The 22,708-nt window shown below is 64.1% G+C and carries 26 protein-coding genes; 18 read left to right on the forward strand and 8 right to left on the reverse strand.

Annotated features, from left to right (window positions below):
• Positions 1-18: 18 nt before the first annotated feature.
• On the reverse strand, positions 19-513 hold the full coding sequence (locus AC1RT8_RS21585; RefSeq protein ID WP_493078223.1) for a hypothetical protein: 495 nt from the start codon (positions 511-513) through the stop codon (positions 19-21).
• Positions 514-516: 3 nt separating this feature from the next.
• The gene (locus tag AC1RT8_RS21590; RefSeq protein ID WP_493078224.1) at positions 517-2,037 is read right to left on the reverse strand and encodes a fumarate hydratase; all 1,521 of its coding nucleotides are present in this window, start codon (positions 2,035-2,037) and stop codon (positions 517-519) included.
• 133 nt (positions 2,038-2,170) lie between these two features.
• Between AC1RT8_RS21590 and AC1RT8_RS21595 the strand changes: the two genes are divergently transcribed.
• Complete coding sequence (locus tag AC1RT8_RS21595; RefSeq protein ID WP_493078225.1) at positions 2,171-4,828, forward strand: putative bifunctional diguanylate cyclase/phosphodiesterase; 2,658 nt, start codon at positions 2,171-2,173, stop codon at positions 4,826-4,828.
• 10 nt (positions 4,829-4,838) lie between these two features.
• Here AC1RT8_RS21595 and AC1RT8_RS21600 read toward each other — a convergent pair whose 3' ends face one another.
• Positions 4,839-5,498, reverse strand: coding sequence for a glutathione S-transferase family protein (locus tag AC1RT8_RS21600; protein ID WP_493078227.1), 660 nt, complete (start codon positions 5,496-5,498; stop codon positions 4,839-4,841).
• Between the two features lie 12 nt (positions 5,499-5,510).
• Positions 5,511-6,155 carry a dihydrofolate reductase family protein gene (locus AC1RT8_RS21605; protein WP_493078229.1) on the reverse strand — a complete coding sequence of 215 codons (645 nt, stop codon included), beginning with the start codon at positions 6,153-6,155 and terminating at the stop codon, positions 5,511-5,513.
• 72 nt (positions 6,156-6,227) lie between these two features.
• On the opposite strand from AC1RT8_RS21605, the gene AC1RT8_RS21610 reads away from it, so the two are divergent.
• Positions 6,228-6,725, forward strand: coding sequence for a winged helix-turn-helix transcriptional regulator (locus tag AC1RT8_RS21610; RefSeq protein WP_493078231.1), 498 nt, complete (start codon positions 6,228-6,230; stop codon positions 6,723-6,725).
• Positions 6,726-6,858: 133 nt separating this feature from the next.
• Here the strand turns inward: AC1RT8_RS21610 and AC1RT8_RS21615 are convergent, their stop codons facing one another.
• The gene (locus tag AC1RT8_RS21615; protein WP_493078232.1) at positions 6,859-7,416 is read right to left on the reverse strand and encodes a hypothetical protein; all 558 of its coding nucleotides are present in this window, start codon (positions 7,414-7,416) and stop codon (positions 6,859-6,861) included.
• A gap of 124 nt (positions 7,417-7,540) precedes the next feature.
• On the opposite strand from AC1RT8_RS21615, the gene AC1RT8_RS21620 reads away from it, so the two are divergent.
• The 4 genes from AC1RT8_RS21620 to AC1RT8_RS21635 all read left to right on the forward strand — a co-directional run bounded on the left by AC1RT8_RS21620 (position 7,541) and on the right by AC1RT8_RS21635 (position 12,593).
• On the forward strand, positions 7,541-8,206 hold the full coding sequence (locus AC1RT8_RS21620; protein ID WP_493078233.1) for a response regulator: 666 nt from the start codon (positions 7,541-7,543) through the stop codon (positions 8,204-8,206).
• Complete coding sequence (locus AC1RT8_RS21625; protein WP_493078234.1) at positions 8,203-9,600, forward strand: sensor histidine kinase; 1,398 nt, start codon at positions 8,203-8,205, stop codon at positions 9,598-9,600. The genes AC1RT8_RS21620 and AC1RT8_RS21625 overlap by 4 nt, the downstream gene beginning before the upstream one ends.
• A gap of 413 nt (positions 9,601-10,013) precedes the next feature.
• Positions 10,014-11,954, forward strand: a complete 1,941-nt coding sequence (locus AC1RT8_RS21630; protein WP_493078235.1) for a ribonucleoside-diphosphate reductase subunit alpha — start codon at positions 10,014-10,016, stop codon at positions 11,952-11,954.
• Positions 11,955-12,104: 150 nt separating this feature from the next.
• Positions 12,105-12,593 (forward strand): endonuclease domain-containing protein, encoded by a 489-nt coding sequence (locus AC1RT8_RS21635; RefSeq protein WP_493078236.1) that lies wholly within the window; start codon positions 12,105-12,107, stop codon positions 12,591-12,593.
• A 2-nt stretch (positions 12,594-12,595) separates the two neighbouring features.
• Here the strand turns inward: AC1RT8_RS21635 and AC1RT8_RS21640 are convergent, their stop codons facing one another.
• Positions 12,596-12,838 carry a DUF2171 domain-containing protein gene (locus tag AC1RT8_RS21640; RefSeq protein WP_493078237.1) on the reverse strand — a complete coding sequence of 81 codons (243 nt, stop codon included), beginning with the start codon at positions 12,836-12,838 and terminating at the stop codon, positions 12,596-12,598.
• Between the two features lie 80 nt (positions 12,839-12,918).
• Here AC1RT8_RS21640 and AC1RT8_RS21645 point away from each other — a divergent pair, with 80 nt between their 5' ends.
• The 10 genes from AC1RT8_RS21645 (at position 12,919) to AC1RT8_RS21690 (ending at position 18,385) form a co-directional block, all read left to right on the forward strand.
• Positions 12,919-13,110 carry a hypothetical protein gene (locus tag AC1RT8_RS21645; RefSeq protein WP_493078238.1) on the forward strand — a complete coding sequence of 64 codons (192 nt, stop codon included), beginning with the start codon at positions 12,919-12,921 and terminating at the stop codon, positions 13,108-13,110.
• A complete protein-coding gene (locus AC1RT8_RS21650; RefSeq protein WP_493078239.1) occupies positions 13,107-13,406 on the forward strand; it encodes a hypothetical protein in 300 nt (99 codons plus the stop codon). The genes AC1RT8_RS21645 and AC1RT8_RS21650 overlap by 4 nt, the downstream gene beginning before the upstream one ends.
• A 17-nt stretch (positions 13,407-13,423) precedes the next feature.
• Entirely contained in the window at positions 13,424-13,597 is a 174-nt protein-coding gene (locus AC1RT8_RS21655) for a hypothetical protein (RefSeq protein ID WP_493078240.1), read from the forward strand.
• The gene (locus AC1RT8_RS21660; protein ID WP_493078241.1) at positions 13,594-14,079 is read left to right on the forward strand and encodes a hypothetical protein; all 486 of its coding nucleotides are present in this window, start codon (positions 13,594-13,596) and stop codon (positions 14,077-14,079) included. The genes AC1RT8_RS21655 and AC1RT8_RS21660 overlap by 4 nt, the downstream gene beginning before the upstream one ends.
• Positions 14,076-14,321, forward strand: a complete 246-nt coding sequence (locus tag AC1RT8_RS21665; RefSeq protein WP_493078242.1) for a hypothetical protein — start codon at positions 14,076-14,078, stop codon at positions 14,319-14,321. Before AC1RT8_RS21660 ends, AC1RT8_RS21665 begins: the two co-directional genes overlap by 4 nt.
• Before the next feature lie 27 nt (positions 14,322-14,348).
• The gene (locus tag AC1RT8_RS21670; RefSeq protein WP_493078243.1) at positions 14,349-15,413 is read left to right on the forward strand and encodes a ribonucleotide-diphosphate reductase subunit beta; all 1,065 of its coding nucleotides are present in this window, start codon (positions 14,349-14,351) and stop codon (positions 15,411-15,413) included.
• A 270-nt stretch (positions 15,414-15,683) separates the two neighbouring features.
• Entirely contained in the window at positions 15,684-16,343 is a 660-nt protein-coding gene (locus AC1RT8_RS21675) for an MT-A70 family methyltransferase (protein ID WP_493078245.1), read from the forward strand.
• Between the two features lie 3 nt (positions 16,344-16,346).
• Positions 16,347-17,432, forward strand: a complete 1,086-nt coding sequence (locus AC1RT8_RS21680) for a hypothetical protein (RefSeq protein ID WP_493078246.1) — start codon at positions 16,347-16,349, stop codon at positions 17,430-17,432.
• Complete coding sequence (locus AC1RT8_RS21685; RefSeq protein ID WP_493078247.1) at positions 17,429-17,830, forward strand: type II toxin-antitoxin system VapC family toxin; 402 nt, start codon at positions 17,429-17,431, stop codon at positions 17,828-17,830. Before AC1RT8_RS21680 ends, AC1RT8_RS21685 begins: the two co-directional genes overlap by 4 nt.
• 189 nt (positions 17,831-18,019) lie before the next feature.
• Positions 18,020-18,385 carry a hypothetical protein gene (locus AC1RT8_RS21690; protein ID WP_493078249.1) on the forward strand — a complete coding sequence of 122 codons (366 nt, stop codon included), beginning with the start codon at positions 18,020-18,022 and terminating at the stop codon, positions 18,383-18,385.
• Positions 18,386-18,479: 94 nt separating this feature from the next.
• Here AC1RT8_RS21690 and AC1RT8_RS21695 read toward each other — a convergent pair whose 3' ends face one another.
• Complete coding sequence (locus tag AC1RT8_RS21695) at positions 18,480-18,713, reverse strand: hypothetical protein (RefSeq protein ID WP_493078251.1); 234 nt, start codon at positions 18,711-18,713, stop codon at positions 18,480-18,482.
• A 47-nt stretch (positions 18,714-18,760) separates the two neighbouring features.
• Positions 18,761-19,639, reverse strand: coding sequence for an alpha/beta hydrolase family protein (locus AC1RT8_RS21700; RefSeq protein WP_493078252.1), 879 nt, complete (start codon positions 19,637-19,639; stop codon positions 18,761-18,763).
• A 20-nt stretch (positions 19,640-19,659) separates the two neighbouring features.
• On the opposite strand from AC1RT8_RS21700, the gene AC1RT8_RS21705 reads away from it, so the two are divergent.
• Together AC1RT8_RS21705 and AC1RT8_RS21710 are read left to right on the forward strand one after the other, a co-directional pair.
• Complete coding sequence (locus tag AC1RT8_RS21705; protein ID WP_493078254.1) at positions 19,660-20,472, forward strand: hypothetical protein; 813 nt, start codon at positions 19,660-19,662, stop codon at positions 20,470-20,472.
• 99 nt (positions 20,473-20,571) lie between these two features.
• Positions 20,572-22,506: a hypothetical protein gene (locus AC1RT8_RS21710; protein ID WP_493078256.1), complete on the forward strand. Its 1,935-nt coding sequence runs from the start codon at positions 20,572-20,574 to the stop codon at positions 22,504-22,506.
• Positions 22,507-22,708 lie beyond the last annotated feature (202 nt).

Raw genomic sequence — 22,708 nt, forward strand, 5'->3', positions numbered from 1 at the left:
TTCTCATAGGGTCGTCACTTATTGCGCCCCGGACAGCGGTCGCGCCGCCAGCGTCGTCGCCAGGAACGCCAGGATCGCCGCCTCGTCCTGCTTCGCGGTCCAGGTGCCCAGCCGCCACAGCAGCGCTCCGAATGCCATCATCACGAGCGGGATCGCCACGAACGGCACGATGGCCCCAAGCGGCGCGCCCGATGCGATCGTCCCGCCGCCGGCGAGCGCCAGGAACAATGTCAGGAAGCCGAACCAGCAGCCCATGAAGACTCGTGCGCTGGCCGGGGTGCCGATCTTGCCCTTGATCCGGGTACCGCCGCCGGCCGGCTCCATCGTCGCGGTCAGGCTGGTCTGGAAGCTGTTCTGGATGTTCGGCCGGAAATAGAACAGCGTCATATCCTGTTCCGTGCCGTTGCCCGTCACACCCTTGACGGGCCTGGCGGTCCGATCGCCCAGCACCTCCTTCAGCTTGGTCGCGATCGCGGCCGGGCTGAGCGGAGACTGAAGGACGATGCGGGCCATGGGTCAGACGCCTTCCAGCAATTTCTCCCGCGCGATCTTCTCGCGCCAGACGAGCGGCGCCAACTGGTGGACATTCTGCCCTTCGCTGTCGACCGCGACCGTCACCGGGAAATCGCTGACCTCGAATTCATAGATCGCCTCCATCCCGAGATCCTCGAAGCCGACCACCTTCGATCCCTTGATCGCCCGCGCGACGAGATAGGCGGCGCCACCGACCGCCATCATGTAAGCGCTCTTGTGGTCACGGATCGCCTCGGTCGCCGCCGGGCCGCGCTCGGCCTTGCCGACCATGGCGAGCAGGCCCTGTTCGAGCATCATGCGGGTGAATTTGTCCATGCGCGTGGCGGTGGTGGGGCCGGCCGGGCCGACCACTTCCTCGCCGACCGGATCGACCGGGCCGACATAATAGATCACCCGGCCCTTGAACTCGACCGGGAGCGGCTCGCCCGCATCGAGCATGTCCTTGATCCGCTTGTGCGCAGCGTCGCGGCCGGTGAGCATCTTGCCGTTGAGCAGCAGCCGGTCGCCATGCTTCCAGCTCTGCACGACCTCGGGGGTCAGATTATCGAGATCGACCCGGATCGCCGCCTGATCCGGCTTCCAGTCGACATCGGGCCATTCGTCGAGCTTCGGCGCTTCGAGATAGGCCGGGCCCGAGCCGTCGAGCGTGAAATGCGCGTGGCGGGTCGCAGCGCAGTTCGGGATCATCGCCACCGGCTTGGAGGCGGCATGAGTCGGCCAGTCGAATATCTTCACGTCGAGGATGGTCGAAAGCCCGCCCAGCCCCTGCGCGCCGATGCCCAGCGCGTTGACCGCGTCGAAAATCTGGATGCGCAGAGTCTCGATATCGTTGCGCGGGCCGCGCTGCTTGAGCTGCGCCATGTCGATCGGCCCCATCAGGCTTTCCTTGGCGAGCAGCATGGCCTTTTCCGCGGTACCGCCGATGCCGATACCGAGCATGCCGGGCGGGCACCAGCCGGCGCCCATCTGGGGAATCATCTCGAGCACCCAGTCGAGGATCGAATCGCTCGGGTTCATCATCTTGAACTTCGATTTGTTCTCGGACCCGCCGCCCTTGGCCGCGACATCGACCGAAACCGTGCTGCCGGGTACCATCTCCACATGCAGCACGCTCGGCGTATTGTCCTTCGTGTTGCGGCGGGTGAAGGCGGGGTCGGCGAGGATCGAGGCGCGCAACTTGTTCTCTGGATGGAGATAGGCGCGGCGCACGCCCTCATCGATCACGTCCTGCAGGCTCTTCTCGCTCTCCAGCCGGCAATCCTGGCCCCATTTCACGAAGACGGTGACGATGCCGGTGTCCTGGCAGATCGGCCGGTGCCCCTCTGCGCACATGCGGCTGTTGGTCAGGATCTGGGCGATCGCATCCTTGGCCGCCGGGCTCCGCTCCGCCTCATACGCCACACCGAGCGCGCGGATATAATCCATCGGGTGATAGTAGCTGATGAACTGCAGCGCGTCGGCCACGCTCTCGATCAGATCGGCTTCGCGGATGATGGTGGTCATGTCGGTTCCGTGGCGTGAGATGAGTCGCGCGCTGCCTTATGCCCGGAGCCCCGTCGGGCCAAGGGGCGGCGGCGATTCCGCCCCCGGCTCGCAGCAGGAATTTGGCAAGATTCTTCCGTTAGAGCCAGAATGGATGTCCGCCTCGTTTCGCCCTTTTCGTGCCCTGACCTCGGCTGCTGGGGCGTTCCGCGACGATCTCGCCCCTGCCGCCGAGGCGTGCGACACCCATCTCGACACGCTACGCGCCCAGGTCGATCAGCTCGCCGCCACCTGGCTGTTCGCGCTGGTGGCGCTCATCGCCGCGCCGGCCATGCTCTGGTACGGCGCCTTCCAGCTCGACCGTCTCGACCTGTTGCGGGACATCGAGCTGCGCGGCGCGATCGGCGTCGGGCTCGGCGTCTTCGCGCTGGCGCTGCTCAAGATTCCCGCCCTGGCCCAGTCATCGCCGCATGCCCATATCCGCGCGATGACGCTGATCGGCGCCGCGATCGCCGTGCTGCTCTTCTCGCTGCTCGGCATCAGCGCGAAATTCCCGGCCGGCACCAGCCAGCTCGCCAGCTTCGTCGCGATCTTCGCGACGATCGTCATCCTGGTCGTCGTGCTCCATCCGGTGCGCGCCGCGACGATCGGCTTCGCCGCCGCTCTGGTCGCCACGATCACCATGCAGTCCGGTTTCGGCATGGCGAGCGGCGTCGCCTTCGCCTTCCTCGTCTGTCTGTCGATCGCCACCTATCGCCTCGCCCGCCTGGACCGGTCGGCCGCCGGCAATCGCGGCGCGGCCGAGGCGCAGGGCAAGATGGCCTCGCGGCTGGTACGGGAATATGAAGGCCATACCACCGGCTGGTTCTGGCAGACCGACCGCCATGGCCGCGTGACCTATTTGTCGGCAAAAGTGGCGCAGGAACTGGATTCCGAGAATGCGCCGGCGATTGGCGAGATGCTGACTGCCCTGTTCCGGATGGACAGCGCTTCGCCCGAGACGGAGCGCACGCTCGGTTTCCATCTGTCGTCGCGCACCGCCTTTTCCAACTATTCGGTCCGGCCGGCCAGCACGGGCAAGCTGGAGCGCTGGTGGTCGATCTCGGGCCGGCCGACCGTCGACGAGCTCGGCCGCTTCCAGGGTTTCATCGGCAGCGGCAGCGACCTGACCGAACGGCGCCGCGCCGATGCCGAGATCACCCGCCTCGCCTTGTTCGACGGGCTGACCGGCCTGGCCAACCGCCAACGCATGCGCCTGTCGCTCGACCAGATGCTCAACCAGCCGAGCGGCACCTATCGCGCGACTGCCCTGCTGCTGCTCGATCTCGACCGCTTCAAGGCGGTCAACGACACGATGGGGCATCAATCGGGCGACGCCTTGCTCAAGCAGGTGGGCCAGCGGCTCCAGCGCTCGGTCGGCGAGGCCGGCCTGGTCGGCCGCCTGGGCGGCGACGAGTTCCAGGTCGTGCTGCCGGGCGAAGCCAATCGCGAGCGGCTGGCCGAGCTGGCGCGATCGATCATCGCCTCGCTGTCCCAGCCCTATTTCATCGACGGTTCCTCGGTCACCATCGGCTGCTCGATCGGCGTTTCGATCGCGCCGGAGGACGGCCGCGACGCCGAGACGCTGATCCGCAATGCCGATCTCGCGCTCTACGCCGCCAAGGCCGATGGCCGCGGCATCCACCGCTTCTTCCGCGAGGAGCTGCTGGTCGGCGCGCAGAGCCGCAAACAGCTCGAGGACGATCTGCGCAACGCGCTGGCGCAGGATCAATTCTATGTCGCCTATCAGCCGGTGGTCAGCACCAAGACCGAACGGATCGTCGGATACGAGGCGCTGATCCGCTGGGATCACCCGACCCGCGGCGCCGTCTCGCCCGCCGAATTCGTGCCGGTCGCGGAGGATTGCGGACTGATCGAGTCGATCGGCGAATGGGTGCTGCGTACCGCCTGCACGGAAGCCGCGACCTGGCCCAAGGACATCCGGGTCGCGGTCAACGTCTCGCCGATCCAGTTCGCCAACCCCGCGCTGCCGGCCGTGGTCACCAGCGCGCTGGCGAAGTCGGGCATCGCCCCGGCGCGGCTCGAGCTCGAGATTACCGAAGGCGTGTTCCTCGACGAAACCGCCTCGTCGGAACAGATGTTCAAGATGCTGAAGGGCATCGGCGTGCGCCTGGCGCTCGACGATTTCGGCACCGGCTATTCATCGCTCGGATATCTGAAGAAGGCGCCGTTCGACAAGATCAAGATCGACCAGAGCTTCGTGCGGGGCGCCGCCATCGCCGGCAACCGCAACGCGGCGATCATCAAGGCGATCGTGACGCTGGCCGACACGCTGGGCATGGAGACGACCGCGGAAGGCGTCGAGGCGCAGGACGAGATCCAGCTCATCCGCGATCTCGGCTGCAGCCATATCCAGGGCTATGTCTATGGCAAGCCGGCGCGTGCCCCCGAGGTGTTGAAGCAGCTTGCCGCGGCCGGCGGCATGGCGACCGCCACGGGTTACCGCGTCAGCCGCGCGCCGCGCCATTCGATGATCCGCAACGCGCGGATCACCGCAGGCGACGTCCAGGGCGAGATCCGCATCCGCAACATGTCCTCGACCGGCGCGATGATCGACGGCATCGATGTCGACCAGGATGCGATCGGGCTGGAGATCATGATCGAACTGCTCGAGGAGCAGATGTTCCCCGCCAGGATCCGCTGGGCCGCGGACGGCAAGGCCGGGCTGGAATTCGCCCAGCATTTCAACATGGAGCGGCTGAATCCGCAGACTTCGTCTGCACAAACCCCGCAGCAGAAGCGCTCGGCCTGACGGCTATGCCTCAATCCCGATCGGTCGGCGCGCCGAGCGGGAACATGTGCCGGTACGGCCGCGCCTCATCCAGCGCCCGGGCATAGGAAGGCCGCGCCAGCAGCCGCGTCCGGTACGCCCAGACATTGGCATATTCCTGCGGGATCGGATGGGTCCAGTCGGCATAGAGCAGGGCGGGTGCCGCCGCGCAGTCGGCCATGCTGAAGGCGCCGCCTGCGGCCCATTCGCGGCTTTCCATCCAGCGATCAAGCACCGCATAGGCATTGTCCAGCATCGCCTTCGCTTCGGCAACGCCATAGGGATCGTGATTGCCGTCAGGGCGGATGAAGTCGAACACCACCCGGCTTTGACTGTTCATCACATAATTGTCGAAGAAACGGTCGAGCATCCGCACCTCGATCGCCGCATCGGGATCGTCGGGGATCAGCGTGACCGGCCCGGGATGATGGACGCCGAGATATTCGATGATCACACTGGCTTCCGGTACGATCCTCTCGCCATCTGTGAGCAAGGGGAAGCGCTTCATCGGCCATAGGGCGGCGAATTCGCTTGCCACGGGCTCGCTTCCGTCGAGCATCTTGTACTCGAAGGGGATATGGTTCTCGTACAGCGCGACCAGCGCCTTGTGGCAATAGGACGACAGCGGGTGGGCGTAGAGCTTCAGCGTCATGTCGGTCTCTCCTTATTGCCGTGTCAGCACGATATGCGTGGCCTTCTCGCCCGGCGCCTGCTCGCTCACATTATAGCCGAGCGCCGGCAGATCGAGCCCCGCGAACAGCGCCTCGCCCTTGCCCAGCACCACCGGCGAGATCGCCAGATGCGCCTCGTCGATCGCCCTCATGGTCAGATATTCCCGGATCGTCGCGGCGCCGCCGCCGATTCGGATATCGCGGTCGCCCGCCGCCTCGCGCGCCAGCCGCAACGCCTCCTCGGCCCCGCCGGTGACGAAATGGAAGACGGTGCCGCCCTTCATCTCGATCGGCGCGCGGGCATGGTGAGTCAGGACGAACACCGGGCAGTGATAAGGCGGCGTATCGCCCCACCAGCCCCGCCATTCCTCGTCCGGCCATTCGCCGCGGATGGGGCCGAACATGTTGCGGCCCATGATCCAGGCGCCCACTCCCGCCATCGAGCGGGCAGCATAGGATTCATCGACGCCCGACGATCCGCCCTCCTCGCCGATCATCGCCAGAAACGTCTTCGTCGCGACCAGCCACCGGTGGAGATCGTCGCCGCCCACCCCCGTTGGATGGGCCAGGTCCTGGTCGGGACCCGCCCCGAACCCGTCCACCGATATCGAATACGCATTGACGCGAACCCTGGTCATCGCCCTCTCCATACTGCTTGCGAATCAAAACCGGTTGCCTTTTATCAAACCAGTTCTACATTGCAACCAGTCATGACGATCCATATCGAAGACCCGCGATCGGGCTGTCCGATCAACCTCACTATCCAGGCGCTGGGCGATCGCTGGAGCCTGATTATCATCCGCGACATCATGTTCGGCAATCGCCGCCATTTCCGGGAATTGCTGGGCGCGTCGGAGGAGCGGATCGCCTCGAACATCCTGGCCGACCGGTTGAAGAAGCTGGTCGCGGCGGGCTTCCTCGCCATCACGGACGATCCCAGCCACAAGCAGAAGCATTTCTACAGCCTGACCGAGCCGGCCATCCAGCTCGTGCCGCTGATGGCGCAGCTCGGCGCCTGGGGCCGGCGGCATCTGCCGGTCACCCCCGATCTCGCGATCCGGGCGCAATTGCTCGAGGAAGGTGGACCGGAGATGTGGGTGGATTTCATGGACGAGCTGCGCACCGTGCATCTCGGCACGCCACCGACCGGCCGCCCCAGCGTCGCGATGCGGCTGCAGGCGGCCTATGAGGCGATCAAGGGGGCATAGGTTCTTTACCCTGCCCTCTACCCCGTCACCCCGGACTTGTTCCGGGGTCCACCGCGCCGCAAGTTCATCGGCCTTCAGGCTCGTGGAACGGTGGATGCCGGAACCAGTCCGGCATGACGGAGGAGGCGTGGGGTTATTGTCCGGCGCTGTTGCCGACAGGTGCCGGTGGAACCGGAGCGGACGGCGGCGGCAGGGGACCGTCAGCCTCGGGCGGGAGCGGCCCATCGCGATCGTCCCAACCGGGACCGTCCGGCCCGCCATGACGCCCACCATGTCCTCCACGCCCATGGCCCATCCGCCCGAGCGGCGTCACCTTGCCATCAGCGCCGACCAGGAAGGACGCGCGCAGCACGCCGCTGCGGTTCCAGCCCTGCACCGTCACCGAACTTCCGGCCGCAATCAGCCCGTCGGACCGCGGCCCGCCTTCCACCATGGTACGGCCGCTCGCATCGGCCAGGATGAAGTTCGATCCGTAAACCTCCCCCACCTTGCCGCGCACGGTGACCAGGCCCTCCCCGGCCTTGAGCGAGGCGATCGCGACCGGGTTGAGCGGGGCCACCTCGATCGAGGGCCCCGCCATCCGCGCGGCGGTCGCGCCAACCGCGCCGCCGGCGCCGAGCAGGGCGATGGCGGCAAGCGTGGTGCGAAGGGTCGGCCTGCGAGCCGGTTTCACGGCGATTTCTTCAGTCATTCGGTTTCACTCCATGGGTTCAGGATGAAGCCGTGATAGCGATGGAGCCCAACGCCCCGCTGAACCTCCCCGTTCAGTTTCGGTTTAAGGGCCGGGCCTAGCGCGGTGACGGAAAGGAGCCCGAATGCGCATCTTGCTGGTCGAGGACGATTCGGCGCTCGCCGACGGCATCGCCCGGGCACTGCGCGCGGAGAATTTCGCGGTCGACATCGCCGCCAATGGCGAGGACGGCGCGCATCTCGGCGATACCGGCATCTATGACGCCGCCGTGCTCGACCTCGGCCTGCCGGTGAAGCCGGGCATCGCGGTGCTGCAGGAATGGCGCGCCGCCGGGCGCGGCCTGCCCGTGCTGATCCTCACCGCGCGCGACGGCTGGTCCGACAAGGTCGAGGGGTTCCGCGCCGGAGCCGACGATTATCTGACCAAGCCGTTCCGGGTCGAGGAACTGGTGATGCGCCTGCGTGCGCTGATCCGCCGCGCCGCCGGCCATTCCGCCACATTGATCGCCTGCGGGCCGCTGAGCTTCGATGCGCAGACCGGCCAGTTCGAACTCGACCGCCTGCCCTTGAAGCTCACCGCGCTGGAATGGCGAATCCTCTCGGCGCTGATGCTGCGCAAGGAAACGGTGATCGACCGGCTCGACCTGCTCGAGCATGCCTATGAGAGCGATGCCGATCCCGATTCCAACTCGCTCGAGGTGATCGTCGGCCGGTTGCGGCGCAAGATCGGCCGCGACCTGATCGAGACGGTGCGCGGCCGGGGCTATCGCCTGACCGAGGCGTTGCCATGAGGCTGGTGCCGCGATCGCTGTTCGGCCGGCTCGCCGCCCTGGCCGCGCTGGCGACAGTCGCCGCGCTCGCCTTCGCCGCGCTGGCCATCGGCGCGGTGCTCGAACGCTTCGTCATCCAGGGCCTCGACCAGCGCCTCGACGCGCAGATCGCGGTACTGGCGGCGGCGGTGCGGCCGGATGGCGGCATCGACCGCAGCCGCATCGTCGTCCTGCCGGCCGATCGCCGGGGGCGCGGCGGCGGCTGGTGGATCGAACGGCAGGACGGCTTCGTGATCGGATCGCTGCCCAAGGTCGAGATCGCCGCGCTGACCGACCCCGCCGTCCGGCCGCCGCGCGAGCGCCCGCATCATCGCGCGGGCGATCGCGACCGGGACGGCGACAAGGACGCGGCCTCTTATCCGTTCGACGGCCGCATCGGCAGCCATCTGTATCACGGCCGCCGCCTGTCGGTGCCGACCGCGGCCGGCCCGGTGACGATCACCGCCGTCGCGCCCGCCGCGATCGTCGAGCGGCCGATCCGCGCCGCCATGACGCCGTTGCTCGGCTCGCTCGCCCTGCTCGGCCTGGCGCTCGGCGCGGCGACCCTGATCCAGCTCCGCATCGGCCTGTACCCGCTCCGCCGGCTGCGCGACTCGATCGGCGCGGTTCGCGCCGGCGCCGCGACCCGGGTTCCGGACGACCAGCCGAGCGAACTCCAACCGCTTGCCGACGAACTCAACGCCCTGCTCGCCGAGAATGCAGCCGCGCTCGCCAATGCCCGTGGCCACGTCGCCAACCTCGCGCACGGCCTGAAGACGCCGCTCGCCGCGCTCGCGCTGCGCCTGGACGAGCAGGGCCGCGACCCGGACGGCGCGCTGGCGGCCGAGGTCGCGCGGATCGACCGCTCGATCCGCCACCATCTCGGCCGCGCCCGCGCCGATGCGTCGGGCGGCGCGGCGCGGCGGCGCACCGCACTCGAACCGGCGGTCGACGGAGTCGCCGGGGCGCTCGCCCGGATCCATGCTGACCGCGCCATCGCCTTCACCCGCGCCGTGCCGCCGGGCCTCGCTCTGGCGGTCGACCCGCAGGACCTGGACGAGCTGCTCGGCAACCTGCTCGACAATGCCTGGCGCTGGGCCGCCACCCGAATCATGCTGACGGCCGACACCGACCCCTCGGGCCGAGCCCGAATCGCCATCGAGGATGACGGCCCCGGCATCGCCGCCGGGGACCGCGCCGAGGCGCTGCGCCCGGGCCGCCGACTCGACGAAAGCGGCGACGGCCATGGCTTCGGCCTCTCCATCGTGCGCGAGCTGGCGGAACTCCATGGCGGCGCCCTGGCGCTGGAGGGGGCACCGGGCGGTGGGCTGCGCGCGATCGTCACCCTGCCGATGGCCGCACCCGGCCCATTGTGAAAATTTAGTCATGTTCCGCGTTCGTTCTCTTGCCTTTCGCAAACCCCGCAGAACTCCACGCGTCGCTGCGCTGCACCGTTTCGTCGATGCCATGAACCGACTCAAATTAGCGACGAACCGAGTCTCCTAACTGTCATTTACTGTCTTGCGTCCCCGCCGGAATGGGCACAATCTGTTGGGGTTGAGTTCGGGGGCGAACCCAAGAACTGGTAGAACGACAACCGCGACCCCATATTGCGGCATGCTTCCACCCTGCACCTTGTGGTGCGGGCACGGCATAATTCGTTCTGCTTGGGCGCCCTCGAAATGGTATCATGGGGGTTCGCCCCCGATTCGAACGGACCGGGAACGCCAAGGGCAAATGCCAAGGCAAACCAGTCGTGTATGTTTGATGGAAAAGCAGGGGCAGAGCGATGGATTTCAGAGATACCCAGGAGGCGAGCGTAAACATGGCCACCGACACGATCGAAGCCGCCACGAGCGCGCCCGTCGACACCTCCAGCAAGAATGGCGGCGCCAAGCGCAAGCTGGCGACCCGCGGCGATTCGAAGGAAGTGAAGCAGCAGCTCTATCCGGTCGAGGTCGATCATTCGCGCGACGCGCTGCTCACCGATTTCGGCAAGGACACGCTGAACGACCGCTATCTGCTCCCGGGCGAGCGCTACCAGGACCTGTTCGTCCGCGTCGCCTCGGCCTATGCCGACGATGCCGCGCATGCGCAGCGCATCTATGACTATATCTCGCGCCTGTGGTTCATGCCCGCGACGCCCGTGCTGTCGAACGGCGGCACCGGGCGCGGCCTTCCCATCTCCTGCTTCCTCAACTCGGTGCCCGACAGCCTGAACGGCATCGTCGACACCTGGAACGAGAATGTCTGGCTCGCCTCGCGCGGTGGCGGCATCGGCACCTATTGGGGCAATGTCCGCGGCATCGGCGAGCCGGTCGGCCTGAACGGCAAGACCAGCGGCATCATCCCGTTCGTGCGCGTGATGGATTCGCTCACGCTCGCGATCTCGCAAGGCTCGCTCCGCCGCGGTTCGGCTGCCTGCTATCTCGACATCTCGCACCCCGAGATCGAGGAATTCCTCGAGATCCGCAAACCCTCGGGCGACTTCAACCGCAAGGCGCTGAACCTGCACCATGGCGTGCTGATCCCCGACGCCTTCATGGAAGCCGTGCGCGAGGGCACCGAATGGAACCTGACCAGCCCGAAGGACGGGTCGGTCCGCGGCACGGTGGATGCGCGCGCGCTGTTCCAGAAGCTGGTCGAGACCCGTCTCGCAACGGGCGAGCCGTACATCATCTTCGCCGATCATGTGAACAAGGCGATGCCCAAGCATCACCGCGATCTCGGCCTCAAGGTCTCGACCTCGAACCTGTGTTCGGAAATCACGCTGCCGACCGGCAAGGACCATCTCGGCAACGATCGCACCGCGGTCTGCTGCCTCTCCTCGCTCAACTTCGAGACCTGGGATCAGTGGAAGGGCGAGAAGGGTTTCATCGAGGACGTGATGCGGTTCCTCGACAATGTCCTGCAGGATTTCATCGACCGCGCCGAGCCCGGCATGGAGCATGCCGCCTATTCGGCGATGCGCGAGCGTTCGGTCGGCCTCGGCGTGATGGGCTTCCACAGCTTCCTCCAGGCCCGCGGCCTCGCCTTCGAAGGCGCGATGGCCAAGAGCTGGAACCTGAAGATGTTCAAGCACATCAAGGGCCAGGTGGACGAGGCCTCGATGCAGCTCGCGATCGAGCGCGGCCCCTGCCCCGACGCGGCCGACATGGGCGTGATGGAACGGTTCAGCTGCAAGATGGCGATCGCGCCGACCGCGTCGATCAGCATCATCTGCGGCGGCACCAGCGCCTGCATCGAGCCGATCCCGGCGAACGTCTATACCCACAAGACGCTCAGCGGCTCCTGGTCGATCCGCAATCCGTATCTGGAAAAGCTGCTGATCGAGAAGTCGAAGAATTCGGATGCGGTGTGGAATTCGATCCTCGAGCAGGGCGGCAGCGTCCAGCATCTCGACTTCCTCACCCAGGAAGAGAAGGACTGCTTCAAGACCAGCTTCGAGATCGACCAGCGCTGGCTGATCGAGCTCGCCGCCGACCGTACGCCCTATATCGACCAGTCGGCCTCGCTGAACCTGTTCATCCCGGCGGACGTGGAGAAATGGGACCTGCTGATGCTTCACTTCCGCGCATGGGAGCTGGGCATCAAGTCGCTCTATTATCTCCGCTCGAAGAGCATCCAGCGCGCCGGCTTCGCCGGGGGCGTGGAGGCCGACAACACGATCGACCTGCGCGAGATTCAGGTCGAATCGAAGGACTATGACGAGTGTCTGGCTTGTCAGTGAGGTGCGACAACTAAGTCACCCTCACCCTTCCGGACCTGCGGTCCTCCCTCCCTCTCCCGCTGGGAGAGGGATTGCGGTGGCACACGCTTCACCCCTCTCCCAGCGGGAGAGGGAGGGGCCCATCGCGCAAGCGATGGGAGGGTGAGGGCGATGCGCAACTACCGCACCGTCCCCTCCGGCAGCGTCGATCGCGCCAGGGAATTACGCAAGAACGCCACGGATGCCGAAAAGCGCCTGCGCCGCGCGTTACGCGAAGCCTTCCCGACAGCGAAATTCCGCTATCAGGTCCCGTTCGGCCCGTATTTCGCTGATTTCCTGAGCTTCAGCCTGAAGCTGATCGTCGAGGTCGATGGCGGCCAGCACAGCGAGGCCGCGACTTATGACGCGGCACGGACGCGTTTCCTCGAAGGCGAGGGCTACACGGTCCCGCGTTTCTGGAACAACGACGTGCTGGCGAATACGGATGGGGTGATCACGGCGATCACCAACTCCCTCTCCCAGCGGGAGAGGGAAGGAGCCGCAAAGCGGCGGAAGGGTGAGGGCGACCAAACGCCACACCTCGCCCGATCGCCCTCACCCTCCCATGCTACGCATGGGCCCCTCCCTCTCCCGCCGGGAGAGGGAAAGGTGGCGCGATGATCCTACGCCTCTTCCTCGAACGTCACGGCGACATCGGCGTTGGCGCTGAGCCGCACCTGATCGCCCTCGACATCGGCGACCAGGCCGAGCGGGATGAAATGATGGTGTCCTTCATGGCGCCCCACGCCGCTGTCCGCCTTGGTCAGCTTGATTCGGCCGTCCTCGACATGGTCGACCGTGCCGACATGGACGCCGTCGGCGCCGATGACGTCCATATGTTCCTTGATTGCGCTTGCGTCGGCCATGTGCATTCCTCCTGGTTTACGGGTGCGGCCCCTCAACGCGCGCCCGGCCGATTCGATGCAAGCGAACGGAGGCCCGGCCCATGTTGGTGACCATCGCCTGTTTCTGCATATTCCTCGGCGTGCTGGTGACGATGATCTCCAGCCGCGAGGCGAAGAAGGATTCGCTCGGCCAGCGCATCCCGCCCGAACAGGCGAAGATCGTGGCGCTGGTGCTGTTCATCGTGGGCGTCGGCCTGTTCGCCTATTCGCTCTATCTGCGGACGTTCGGATGATGGCCCGCGCCCGCCTCGTCGCCCTCCTCGCACTTGCCGCGAGCCTGTCGGCCTGCGCGCGCCAGATCGCGTCGTCGGTGCAGCCCGCCGCGCCCGGCTTCCTGCTGGGCCTGTGGCACGGCTTCATCTTCCCCGTCGCCTGGATCCTGTCGCTCTTCATGCCCGACGTCGCGGTCTATGCCGTGCCCAACAATGGCGGCTGGTATGATTTCGGCTATTTCATCGGCATCGTCTTCCTCGGCGTCGGCTCGCACCGCGGATCGAAGACGGTCTATACGAGCCGGCAGCGCGGATGAACCGGGCGCCGCTCATCATGACCGCGGTCGCCGCCGCCGCCGGCATCGGCGGGCTGGTCGTGTTCACGCGGCCGGCGCGGAGCGAAGGCGCGGTCTATGGCCGCCGCATCGCCGGCACCATGCTGATCGCGCTGGCGCTGCTGCTGGGGCGCTTCGCCTGGGCGTTGGATTCGTGGGGGGCGGGATCGTGAGCACGCAAGTCCTTCTTGTCATCTCAATAGCATGCGGCGGCGGCTTGATCGCGCTGATGTGGATCGTCGGCAAGCTGCTGGGCACGGCGCACCGCCGCTGGCTGGAACGCCGCCTTCACCGCCGCTTGGCACGCGGCAATGACAGCTATTTCGAAGAGTTGCGCTCCATCGAAACCGCGCTTGCTCAACATGATCACGCACCGCACAAGCTCGGCGCACTGGACTATGCACTGGGCCTCATCCTTGCCGTCATCCTGGGCATACAGATCGTCGCCTGGACCGTACCGGAGGCCGAACGTCCCGGCTGGACCAATCATCTGAGCATGTCGATATTCATTTTGATCGGGGTCCAATGGGCAACCGGCAGCTCCAATTTTTCCGGGACCCCGACACGCAGTTCTCGGCTCCTGGGCGTCGCAATGATTGCACTGTTTTCCCTCTTCCTCATCCTGGACCTCTCCAAACTGGGAGGCGCACCGTGAGCCACTGGTCGACCGGCGACTGGTTCTCGGGCGCGCTCGATCTCGCGCTGCTCGGCTGCGGGGTCTATTATCTCGTCTTCGGCGCGAAGCTGCGCGAGCGCCGCACCCGCAGCAACGAGGCGGGGCTGGCCGACGGGTCGCTCGACGCCAGGACGGCAAAGCCGCCGCCCGATTATTTCCGCCTGGGGATCGTCCTCACCATCGCTGGTGCCGGACTCCTCTACCTCAATTTCTTCCGCTAAAAACCGCGTAACTGTAAGGATCCGCCCATGTCCCTCCTCGAAGCCCGCAAGCAGTACAAGCCGTTCGAATACCCCTGGGCGTTCGATTTCTGGAAGCGTCAGCAGCAGATCCACTGGATGCCGGAGGAAGTGCCGCTCGGCGAGGATTGCCGCGACTGGGCGCAGAAGCTCAGCGACCATGAGCGCAACCTGCTCACCCAGATCTTCCGCTTCTTCACCCAGGCGGATGTCGAGGTGCAGGATTGCTATCACGAGAAATATGGCCGCATCTTCAAGCCGACCGAGATCAAGATGATGCTCGCGGCCTTCTCCAACATGGAGACGGTGCACATCGCGGCGTACAGCCACCTGCTCGACACCATCGGCATGCCCGAGAGCGAATATGGCGCCTTCCTCGAATATAGCGAGATGAAGGACAAGCACGATTACCTGCAGGGCTTCGGCGTCGAGACCGACGAGGATATCGCCAAGACGCTGGCGATGTTCGGTGGCTTCACCGAGGGGCTTCAGCTCTTCGCCAGCTTCGCGATGCTGATGAACTTCCCGCGCTTCAACAAGATGAAGGGCATGGGCCAGATCGTGTCATGGAGCGTCCGCGACGAGAGCCTGCACTGCGAGGGCATCATCAAGCTGTTCCACGCCTTCGCCAAGGAGCGGGACTGCCTGACCAAGTCGGTCAAGTCGGACATCCGCGACATGTGCCAGACGACCGTCACGCTGGAGGACGCCTTCATCGACCTCGCCTTCGAGATGGGCCCGGTCAACGGCATGACGCCCAAGGAGATCAAGAAGTATATCCGCTACATCGCCGACTGGCGGCTGGGCCAGCTCGGCCTGAAGCCGATCTACATGATCGACGAGCACCCCCTGCCCTGGCTCGCCCCGCTGCTCAACGGCGTGGAGCACGCCAACTTCTTCGAACAGCGCGCGACGGAATATTCCAAGGCCGCGACGCGCGGGAACTGGAACGAGGTGTGGGACGGGTTCGACAAGCGGCAAAAGGCGAAGTCGGGCAAGGCTGCTAATGAGGATGCCGGGGATGGCACCGGTGGCGGGGATATGTTCTCGCAGGCTGGCGTGGCGGCGGAATGAGATTCCCCTGCCCCGCTTATGCAGCAGTCGCTGAGATACCGACACATTATTGAAATTGAATGTAACACCGTAGGTGCAGAACAGGTGATACACTCCAAAAGCGGTAAGCGAGGCGGCTCAAAACGAGAGCCGAGAAGGTCGGCGCGTTTGGCTCGAATCGCGTCTCGTCCAGGGGCATTCCGGCGAGAGAAAACAAGTCGCTTGACCCTCCTCGGGCAGACACATAAGGATCTCGTTTTGTTCTTACCTTCGCCCAACGAGGAGCGTCCAGTGCTGGATCCAAATGGACACGTGTCAGCTAGCGTCGACTTGCTGGGCGTCGCGAAAGATAAGAAATTTGGTACGATTCTCGCTGATCCGCCGTGGCAGTTTCAGAATCGGACTGGCAAGATTGCGCCGGAGCACAAGCGTCTCAACCGTTACGGGACCATGACGCTGGAAGATATCTGCGCGCTACCGGTGAATGAGATCGCCGCCGATCCTTCGCATCTCTACCTTTGGGTTCCAAACGCTTTATTGCCCGAAGGCCTTAAGGTGATGGACGCATGGGGCTATCGTTATATTTCTAATATCATTTGGCATAAGGTGCGGAAGGATGGGGGATCAGACGGACGCGGTGTCGGCTTCTACTTTCGCAACGTAACCGAACTCCTGCTGTTCGGCGTGCGCGGCAAGAATGCGCGGACGCTGGATCCGGGCCGTAGCCAAGTTAACATGATCCAAACTCGAAAGCGCGAACATAGTCGCAAACCCGATGAGCAGTACGAAATTATCGAAAAATGCAGCTGGGGTCCTCGCCTCGAAATGTTCGGCCGAGGCACTCGAAAGGATTGGACAGTCTGGGGAAACCAAGCTGAGACATATGAAATTGGCTGGAATACCTATGCCCACAACAGCGTTGAAGAAAGCATAAAGGCTGGACTGCGTTAAATAATGGAAGAGTGGCATCCCGGAAGTTTTACCAAAAACTTTAGCTGGGGCCCTGAAAGCCAGGGCCTAAAAGTTTTGCATGAAATGATTCGAACGGGGTTCGCGGACGACATACGCGACGTGCCTAGAGCGAAATTTCGCGAACGAGTGCGTAGCTCAGGCCGTCCAGACTATATTGCATTGAACTTCTTTCTTTATAATGAAGTTCGATCGGGGATAGATTTTGTCGTAATAGACGAATTAGTATTTCAAGCGCTCAATTTCCGGCATGGTCCGCATTTTGATCGTTTAGCGTTATTTGCATTCAACTTTAGCAAAGTGGGCCGATGGAGGGGCGCGACCGCTTATCAGGAGCGACCGGCACTCTGGGCTTTTCATTATGTAGCTGATCGGGTCGGGCCCGTTTTTGGATGGGACGCGGCACAGATATCTGCTGACGACATTGAGGCCTTTGTAGCAAATGATGACCGATATGTCGGACAGACGTCCAGAAAATTAGCGACTAACTTGAACTATTTATACAAAGTTGGCGGGCTGGGCTCTTATAAGTCTACAAAACCTGAACGATGGTGGTTGAGCGCGCTGTTTCTTGCCTTAGATCGGACCGTTCTTCCTAATCAGATAGGAACCGGAAAGTTAGCAGATGCCGCGTTAATGGGGCAGTTGATGCGGAGCGGTTTTGGCGTGCTTGGCGGAAAACGCGGCGTCGCTAAGGACATAGCAGCGGGATATTTCACGAGCCTTTATGGCGCATGTGGAGGCAGATCCCGGTTCTCCGAAGAGGCTGTGCAAGATCGTGAGAGATTGCTTATTCCGCATATGATCCCGAACGAACCGGTCGAGCCAGGCAATATAGGCATCTTTCATCCCACCAATCCAACCGCACGAAACGCGATCCCGAGAATATGCAAAGTTTTGGCAAAGTATGTGGCGGGATTTGAGCTATTCGACGTTGAAAATCTCGACGATTTTGACATGGAAAGCTATATTAGGTCACAAACAGAAGAGGCCCTACGCTCCCTTAAGGAGCTTGGAATTAAGCCAAATATGTCGAGTGACGATCTTACGAAGCTGACGAGGGGGGAATGACGACCTACGTAGATACTAATGTCTTAATCGACCTTTTGGAGCCAGAATCCGAACACCATGCGTGGAGTGTCGGAGCTATCGAACAAGCAAAAATGACTGGGCCGGTTCTCGTCTCCGACGCAGTGTATAGCGAATTCTCCATTGCGATGGAAACCGAGGCTCACGCAGATGAGACTCTCAATCAGCTAGCATTTGTCCGTTGCGGTTATTCAAATCAAGTTTTATTTCGGGCGGGCAGGGCATATTCTCACTATCGGAAGAATAAGGGAACTAAAGTAAACGTTCTTCCAGATTTCTTTATTGGCGCACTAGCTGATGTAGAACAGGCGCCCGTTCTCACGCGAGATCCGCAAAAGATACATGCGTATTTTCCAGCCGTAGAGCTTATAACGCCGTAGCCTTTTAAATCGGTAAAATTCCGGTGAAAGTTTAGCAATTAGCGAGCCTCCCAGACTACGCTAAATCCGCTGCTCACCTCCTCCTCGCGCCTCTTGCGTCCGCTTGATCCGCTCAGCCCGCGCGCCTACCCTCGCGACCGTGAAGGACGAACGCAAACGCCGCATCGCAGCGATCTTCGGCCTTGCCATGTGTGGCTCGCCTATCCGATCGCCTTCGGCACCGGCATATGGGCACGTCGCGACTATCGATGCGCCGGCCGGACCTTCACCGGCCAGTCCGACGAGTGCTTCAACGACTACCTGCCGCTGCTGGAATTCCTGCTCGCGGCGCTGATGCTGGTATTGACCGTCGAGTTCGCCAGCTTCGCCTTTTCGATCTTTGCCCCACCCGTAGCGGAGCGTCAGCACCGCCGGAGGCTTGCCAGAGCGCGACCTGCCGCGGAGCGTTACCCGCTCTACCAGATCCTTGCCGGCGCGGGGTACTTTGGGCGGCCCTTCACCTGTGGTCGATCCCCCTGTCGCCGCGCTATTGGTATCTGCTCGCCTATTGGCTGATCTGGATTGGCTAGTTCATTACAGGCGTCCTGCTGAGCCGCCCGGCAACAGGCCGCTGATCATCCATCCTGCGAACCGGTAAGGGAGACCTCAGCTAGCCGAAGTCACGCACGAAGGCGGCGATCTCGTCATCGCTCGCCCGCCATTCCTCTCCCCTCACTTCGGCCAGCGCGATCAGGCCCAGCAGAGACACCGGCTCCTCGGCCACGAAACGGTGCTGCCCCTTCTCCGCAACCATCATGTCCCCGCTTGTTGTCACGACGAATCCCTTCGACAGGATCGCGAGATAGGCGGGCGCCATTGTGTTCGCGGCCTGGCTGATCTGCATTTACTCGCTCCGAACGCGAATTGAGTTGGCCCGGCGTCGCGCGCCCCTCACCGCCCCAATCCCCCCAGCCACCGGATGATCTCGCTCTCCAGCCGGATGCGCCGGTCGGACCAGCTATGATCGGTCGCGACATGCAGGGTGGTCAGCCTCTTGCCCCCGGCCGCCTTCACCGCGGCGGCCAGCCGGTCGGCCTCTGGCGCCAGGCCGTCGTCGGAGGTCAGCACGAACAGGTTGGTCCCGGTCAGCCGCGGCCCGGCCTTCACGAAATCGAACGCGTCGCCATGGGCGATCGCCTCGTCGGCCATGATCGCGCCGTTCGTATCGGCCAGCGCCTCGAGGCCGTTGGCGGTGAAGAAGCCGGCTGCGGTGTCGCGCGGCATGCGGCCGAGGAAACCGATATTGCCGGGCGAGATCAGCGCGGCGCCGATCAGCGCCGGATCATGCGCCGCGGTCAGCGCCGTCACCCATCCGCCCAGGCTGTGCCCGACCATCGCGATGCGCTTCGGGTCGATGCCAAGGCTCGCGGCATTTGCGGGGGTGCGCAGCCAGGCAAGCACCGCATCGGCATCCGCCAGGTCATTGGCGAAGCGATAGCTGCCGGGACTGCCCCAGGAGCCGCGATAGTTGAAGGTGATCACCGTCCAGCCGGCCCGCCGCATCGCCTGGGCGAGATCGAGATTCTTCTCGTTGCCCGGCAGGCCGTGGCACAGCAGCACCACCGGATGCGGCCCCGCCCCCGCCGCGACATAGGCAAGCCCGTTGATCTCCACGCCGCCGCTCGGGATATGCAGCACCTCCATCCGCGCGGGGTGCGCGACATCGCGCACCGGATCCGTGAAGATCGCCGCCGGCACCTCCTGCGCCGCGGCTGCTTGCACCATCGGAGCGGTGGCCAGCGCGGCCATGGCGATGATCCAGTTTTTCATCGGATTTCCCCCTTCATGACATGATTGATCCCCTGACATTTTCACCTATATCATTGATAAATATAGTAAAATATCAGTTCGAGCGAGATTTCGAAAATGTCAGCAACCCTACTGACATTTCCAACAGCCACCCCGATTCAATAGTTGAGCCCGCTCACTGCACAAAACTCGAAAATGTCAGCGACCCTACTGACATTTTCAACAATCGCCTTCGATTCAACGCCCTTACCGGGACTGATATTGAGGCTCCCGGCGGAACCCACGTCCCGCCTGTTTCTCATCGTTGGACCCAAGCAGGAACCTTTAAATTCGTCGCCATCGATCTTGTGGCGGACATCGTTCGCATCGGGCATACAAGCAGGATGCGCTATGCACTCGGCTTATTGATCGTGGCTTCGACAAGCGGGTGTACCGCCAGATCGCAGCCGGAAATCGATCGCGTTGAAATAAGGATCAGAGGAGGCATGCCCGCGGTCGTCAGCGCAAACCGGCAAGGGCAAAGCCGGACCCAGATCTTCCCGCCTTGGCCGAATGGGCGAAGCGAAACATTTGCTCTGACGCCGCCGCAGTTTATCGACCTTATCGGACGCCTCGAACCATATCGCGCGGAGGCCGTCCCCCTGAATGACGCCAGTGCACGGATCATACTCGAGACACCGTGCCCCAAGGGCGTTGCCTACGTCACCGACGCCGGAGGCGTAAGTATCCGCTGGATAGGTCCGACGTCCGATCTGATCTATGACGCCGACTTTGGATGCGACCACAAGCGCAACGCGGCAAGGAACGATGCATTTCTGCGCGCTGTGAAGGCTTTGCCGATTCACCTGAACTGATACCACCGCTTCCCGCCCCTCCCAAGGCGGGGCGTTCATGCGATAGCCATTCCATGATCCGTACGGCCGCAGCGGGGGATCGACGCCGGAAAGGGAAGCATGACCCCCGCACGCCAAAGCCCCGCTCGCCCCACCAACCTGCTGAAGTTCGGCGCGGTCGCCAACGGCCCGGCATCGAGTACCGCCGCCACCTCCGCCGCGCTCAATGCGTTCGGCAAATGGGCCCGCGCTGAATCGGCGCAAGGGCGCGCGGTGCATGTCACGGTGCCGCCGGGCATCTATCATTTCGACCAGACCGTCGCGACCGACTGCTTCAAGGGCATCTCGACCCTGGTCTTCGACGCGCACGGCGCGACCTTCCTGCAGACCTCGCCCACCGGCTTTCCCTGGCCGGTCGGCTGCGACACGGTGCTCTATCGCAACATCGTCAATCCGCTGATCCGTGCGGCGAAGAAGGGCGATACCAGGGTGGTCGTGGCGACCCCGGCGGACCTGCGCCATTATACGCCCGGCGAGATGGTGATGATCGCCGGCGAGGATATCCAGTTCGGCGGCTATCCGCCCAATTTCTATCGTTTCGATTTCGTCCGCATCAGGGCGGTCGATCCGCGCTCCGGCGTGCTGACCTTCGATGCCCCGCTCAGCCATGAGTACCGCCCGGATTTCCCCTCCTATCCGGCGCAGAACAAATGGGACGGATCGCGCGTCTACAAGCTCGATCGCAACGGCTTCACCTGGGATATCGACCACAGCTTTCTCGGGCTCACCTGCCGCCACGCGGGCACGGCGCACAGCAACTACATTCTGGCGATGGGGCGCAAGGTCACCTTCCGCGACTGCGACACGCCCGGTTTCGCCGAAAGCGTCTGCGAGGAGTTCCTCGCCGAACGCTGCGTGGAGCGCGTCCACAGCGAGCCCGACAAGTTGGTGAAGCGGTCCGTCCGCCGCGGCGGGCGCCTGCTCGCCGGCATCGGCATGCAGAGCGCGAGCGTCGACCAGGTCAGCCTCGAGAATTGCCGGATCGCGCTGCTCGGCATCGGCGGAAAGAGCCTGCACGTCACCAATTGCGACATCGCCAGGATGGGCTTCTCCGGGGCGCTCGGCTTCAACGACGAGGCGATCTTCGAGAATTGCCGGATCGCCCAGGCGCAATATTGCTACCCCTTCATGCCGACCGGCAGCCGCTACAATCGCGTCGACGGCACCAATGTCACCTATGCGAACGGCGTCTTCACCGTCCGGAAGAACGACGTTTCAGGGCTTGAGCACGGCGGCGGGCTGGCGAACTGGAACATGCTGCCAGGCCAGCCGCTCTCCTTCTGCCGCGGGCGACCGGGCGACGCCACGCAGAACGGCTCGCACGTCGCCGGCGATCTCGGCGCGGGCGTGGTCCTCTCGGTCGTGGATCGCCCCGGGGCCATTCTGATCCGCACCACGCTGAAATCGGCCGGCGTGCCTCCCTGGTCGTCGGGCCAGGTCTTCGTGAAACGCCGCAACGCCCCGATCTTCCGCAACTGCACCGGCGCCGAACCGGTCCGGCTCGCTGCCGAGGCGGCCAGAGCCGGCAAGGACTTCGGCGCCTATTTCCGCTATCTCCTCACCGCGAAGACGATCGCGCAGGGCTCGGTGCTGGAGGGGCGGACGGGTCGGCTGATCCGGCTCTTTGCCAACGTCATCAAGCCGATGACCGGAACGCCCGGCGCCGTGCTCACCCTCGGGGAACTGGGCGCCTACCGCGCGAGCACCATGGCATCGCCCGCCCATTTCCAGATCGACATCGACCTGACCCTCCCGGGCAAGCGGGACTTCACCGTGAGCGCCCTGCGCGGCGGCATGGGCAGGGACCGGGTCGTGTATGACGGCCGTCCCCAGCCGCGCCTGCCCGCCGATCTGTGGTGCGACAACGGCATGCCCAATCTGTTCTGCACTGGCGCGCCCTTCACGAAGAACCCCGCCGCCGCACCGGTGATCGAGCTGATCTTCGAATTCGATGTGGGGATGCTCGCGCGGCGGACGGTGATCGGGCGGGGCTGATACCCCGCTCCGGTCACCCGACGGCCAGCAGCGGGATCGTCGACGGCGGATCCTGGAACAGCCATTCCTCGGCCTCCGCCATGGTGCCGAACATCCGGGTGCCGTCATAAGGGAGGATCCGCCGGGTCTGCGTGCCGGTCGGGGAATCACCGCGCCCTACCGCGATGCGGGCCGCCTTGATCGCCGAAAAGTCGAGACCCTG

Source organism: Sphingomonas sp. GW821-FHT10F11, assembly GCF_058809095.1.

Bases quoted from the DNA above. Each gene is read 5' to 3' on its own strand.
- AC1RT8_RS21620 (WP_493078233.1), top strand. From the start codon at position 7,541: ATGCGCATCTTGCTGGTCGAGGACGATTCGGCGCTCGCCGACGGCATC.
- AC1RT8_RS21605 (WP_493078229.1), bottom strand. From the start codon at position 6,155: ATGACCAGGGTTCGCGTCAATGCGTATTCGATATCGGTGGACGGGTTC.
- AC1RT8_RS21655 (WP_493078240.1), top strand. From the start codon at position 13,424: ATGACCGCGGTCGCCGCCGCCGCCGGCATCGGCGGGCTGGTCGTGTTC.
- AC1RT8_RS21595 (WP_493078225.1), top strand. From the start codon at position 2,171: ATGTCCGCCTCGTTTCGCCCTTTTCGTGCCCTGACCTCGGCTGCTGGG.
- AC1RT8_RS21635 (WP_493078236.1), top strand. From the start codon at position 12,105: ATGCGCAACTACCGCACCGTCCCCTCCGGCAGCGTCGATCGCGCCAGG.
- AC1RT8_RS21590 (WP_493078224.1), bottom strand. From the start codon at position 2,037: ATGACCACCATCATCCGCGAAGCCGATCTGATCGAGAGCGTGGCCGAC.
- AC1RT8_RS21585 (WP_493078223.1), bottom strand. From the start codon at position 513: ATGGCCCGCATCGTCCTTCAGTCTCCGCTCAGCCCGGCCGCGATCGCG.
- AC1RT8_RS21710 (WP_493078256.1), top strand. From the start codon at position 20,572: ATGACCCCCGCACGCCAAAGCCCCGCTCGCCCCACCAACCTGCTGAAG.
- AC1RT8_RS21625 (WP_493078234.1), top strand. From the start codon at position 8,203: ATGAGGCTGGTGCCGCGATCGCTGTTCGGCCGGCTCGCCGCCCTGGCC.
- AC1RT8_RS21680 (WP_493078246.1), top strand. From the start codon at position 16,347: ATGGAAGAGTGGCATCCCGGAAGTTTTACCAAAAACTTTAGCTGGGGC.
- AC1RT8_RS21645 (WP_493078238.1), top strand. From the start codon at position 12,919: ATGTTGGTGACCATCGCCTGTTTCTGCATATTCCTCGGCGTGCTGGTG.
- AC1RT8_RS21685 (WP_493078247.1), top strand. From the start codon at position 17,429: ATGACGACCTACGTAGATACTAATGTCTTAATCGACCTTTTGGAGCCA.
- AC1RT8_RS21630 (WP_493078235.1), top strand. From the start codon at position 10,014: ATGGATTTCAGAGATACCCAGGAGGCGAGCGTAAACATGGCCACCGAC.
- AC1RT8_RS21705 (WP_493078254.1), top strand. From the start codon at position 19,660: ATGATTGATCCCCTGACATTTTCACCTATATCATTGATAAATATAGTA.
- AC1RT8_RS21700 (WP_493078252.1), bottom strand. From the start codon at position 19,639: ATGAAAAACTGGATCATCGCCATGGCCGCGCTGGCCACCGCTCCGATG.
- AC1RT8_RS21615 (WP_493078232.1), bottom strand. From the start codon at position 7,416: ATGACTGAAGAAATCGCCGTGAAACCGGCTCGCAGGCCGACCCTTCGC.
- AC1RT8_RS21695 (WP_493078251.1), bottom strand. From the start codon at position 18,713: ATGCAGATCAGCCAGGCCGCGAACACAATGGCGCCCGCCTATCTCGCG.
- AC1RT8_RS21650 (WP_493078239.1), top strand. From the start codon at position 13,107: ATGATGGCCCGCGCCCGCCTCGTCGCCCTCCTCGCACTTGCCGCGAGC.
- AC1RT8_RS21640 (WP_493078237.1), bottom strand. From the start codon at position 12,838: ATGGCCGACGCAAGCGCAATCAAGGAACATATGGACGTCATCGGCGCC.
- AC1RT8_RS21670 (WP_493078243.1), top strand. From the start codon at position 14,349: ATGTCCCTCCTCGAAGCCCGCAAGCAGTACAAGCCGTTCGAATACCCC.
- AC1RT8_RS21600 (WP_493078227.1), bottom strand. From the start codon at position 5,498: ATGACGCTGAAGCTCTACGCCCACCCGCTGTCGTCCTATTGCCACAAG.
- AC1RT8_RS21610 (WP_493078231.1), top strand. From the start codon at position 6,228: ATGACGATCCATATCGAAGACCCGCGATCGGGCTGTCCGATCAACCTC.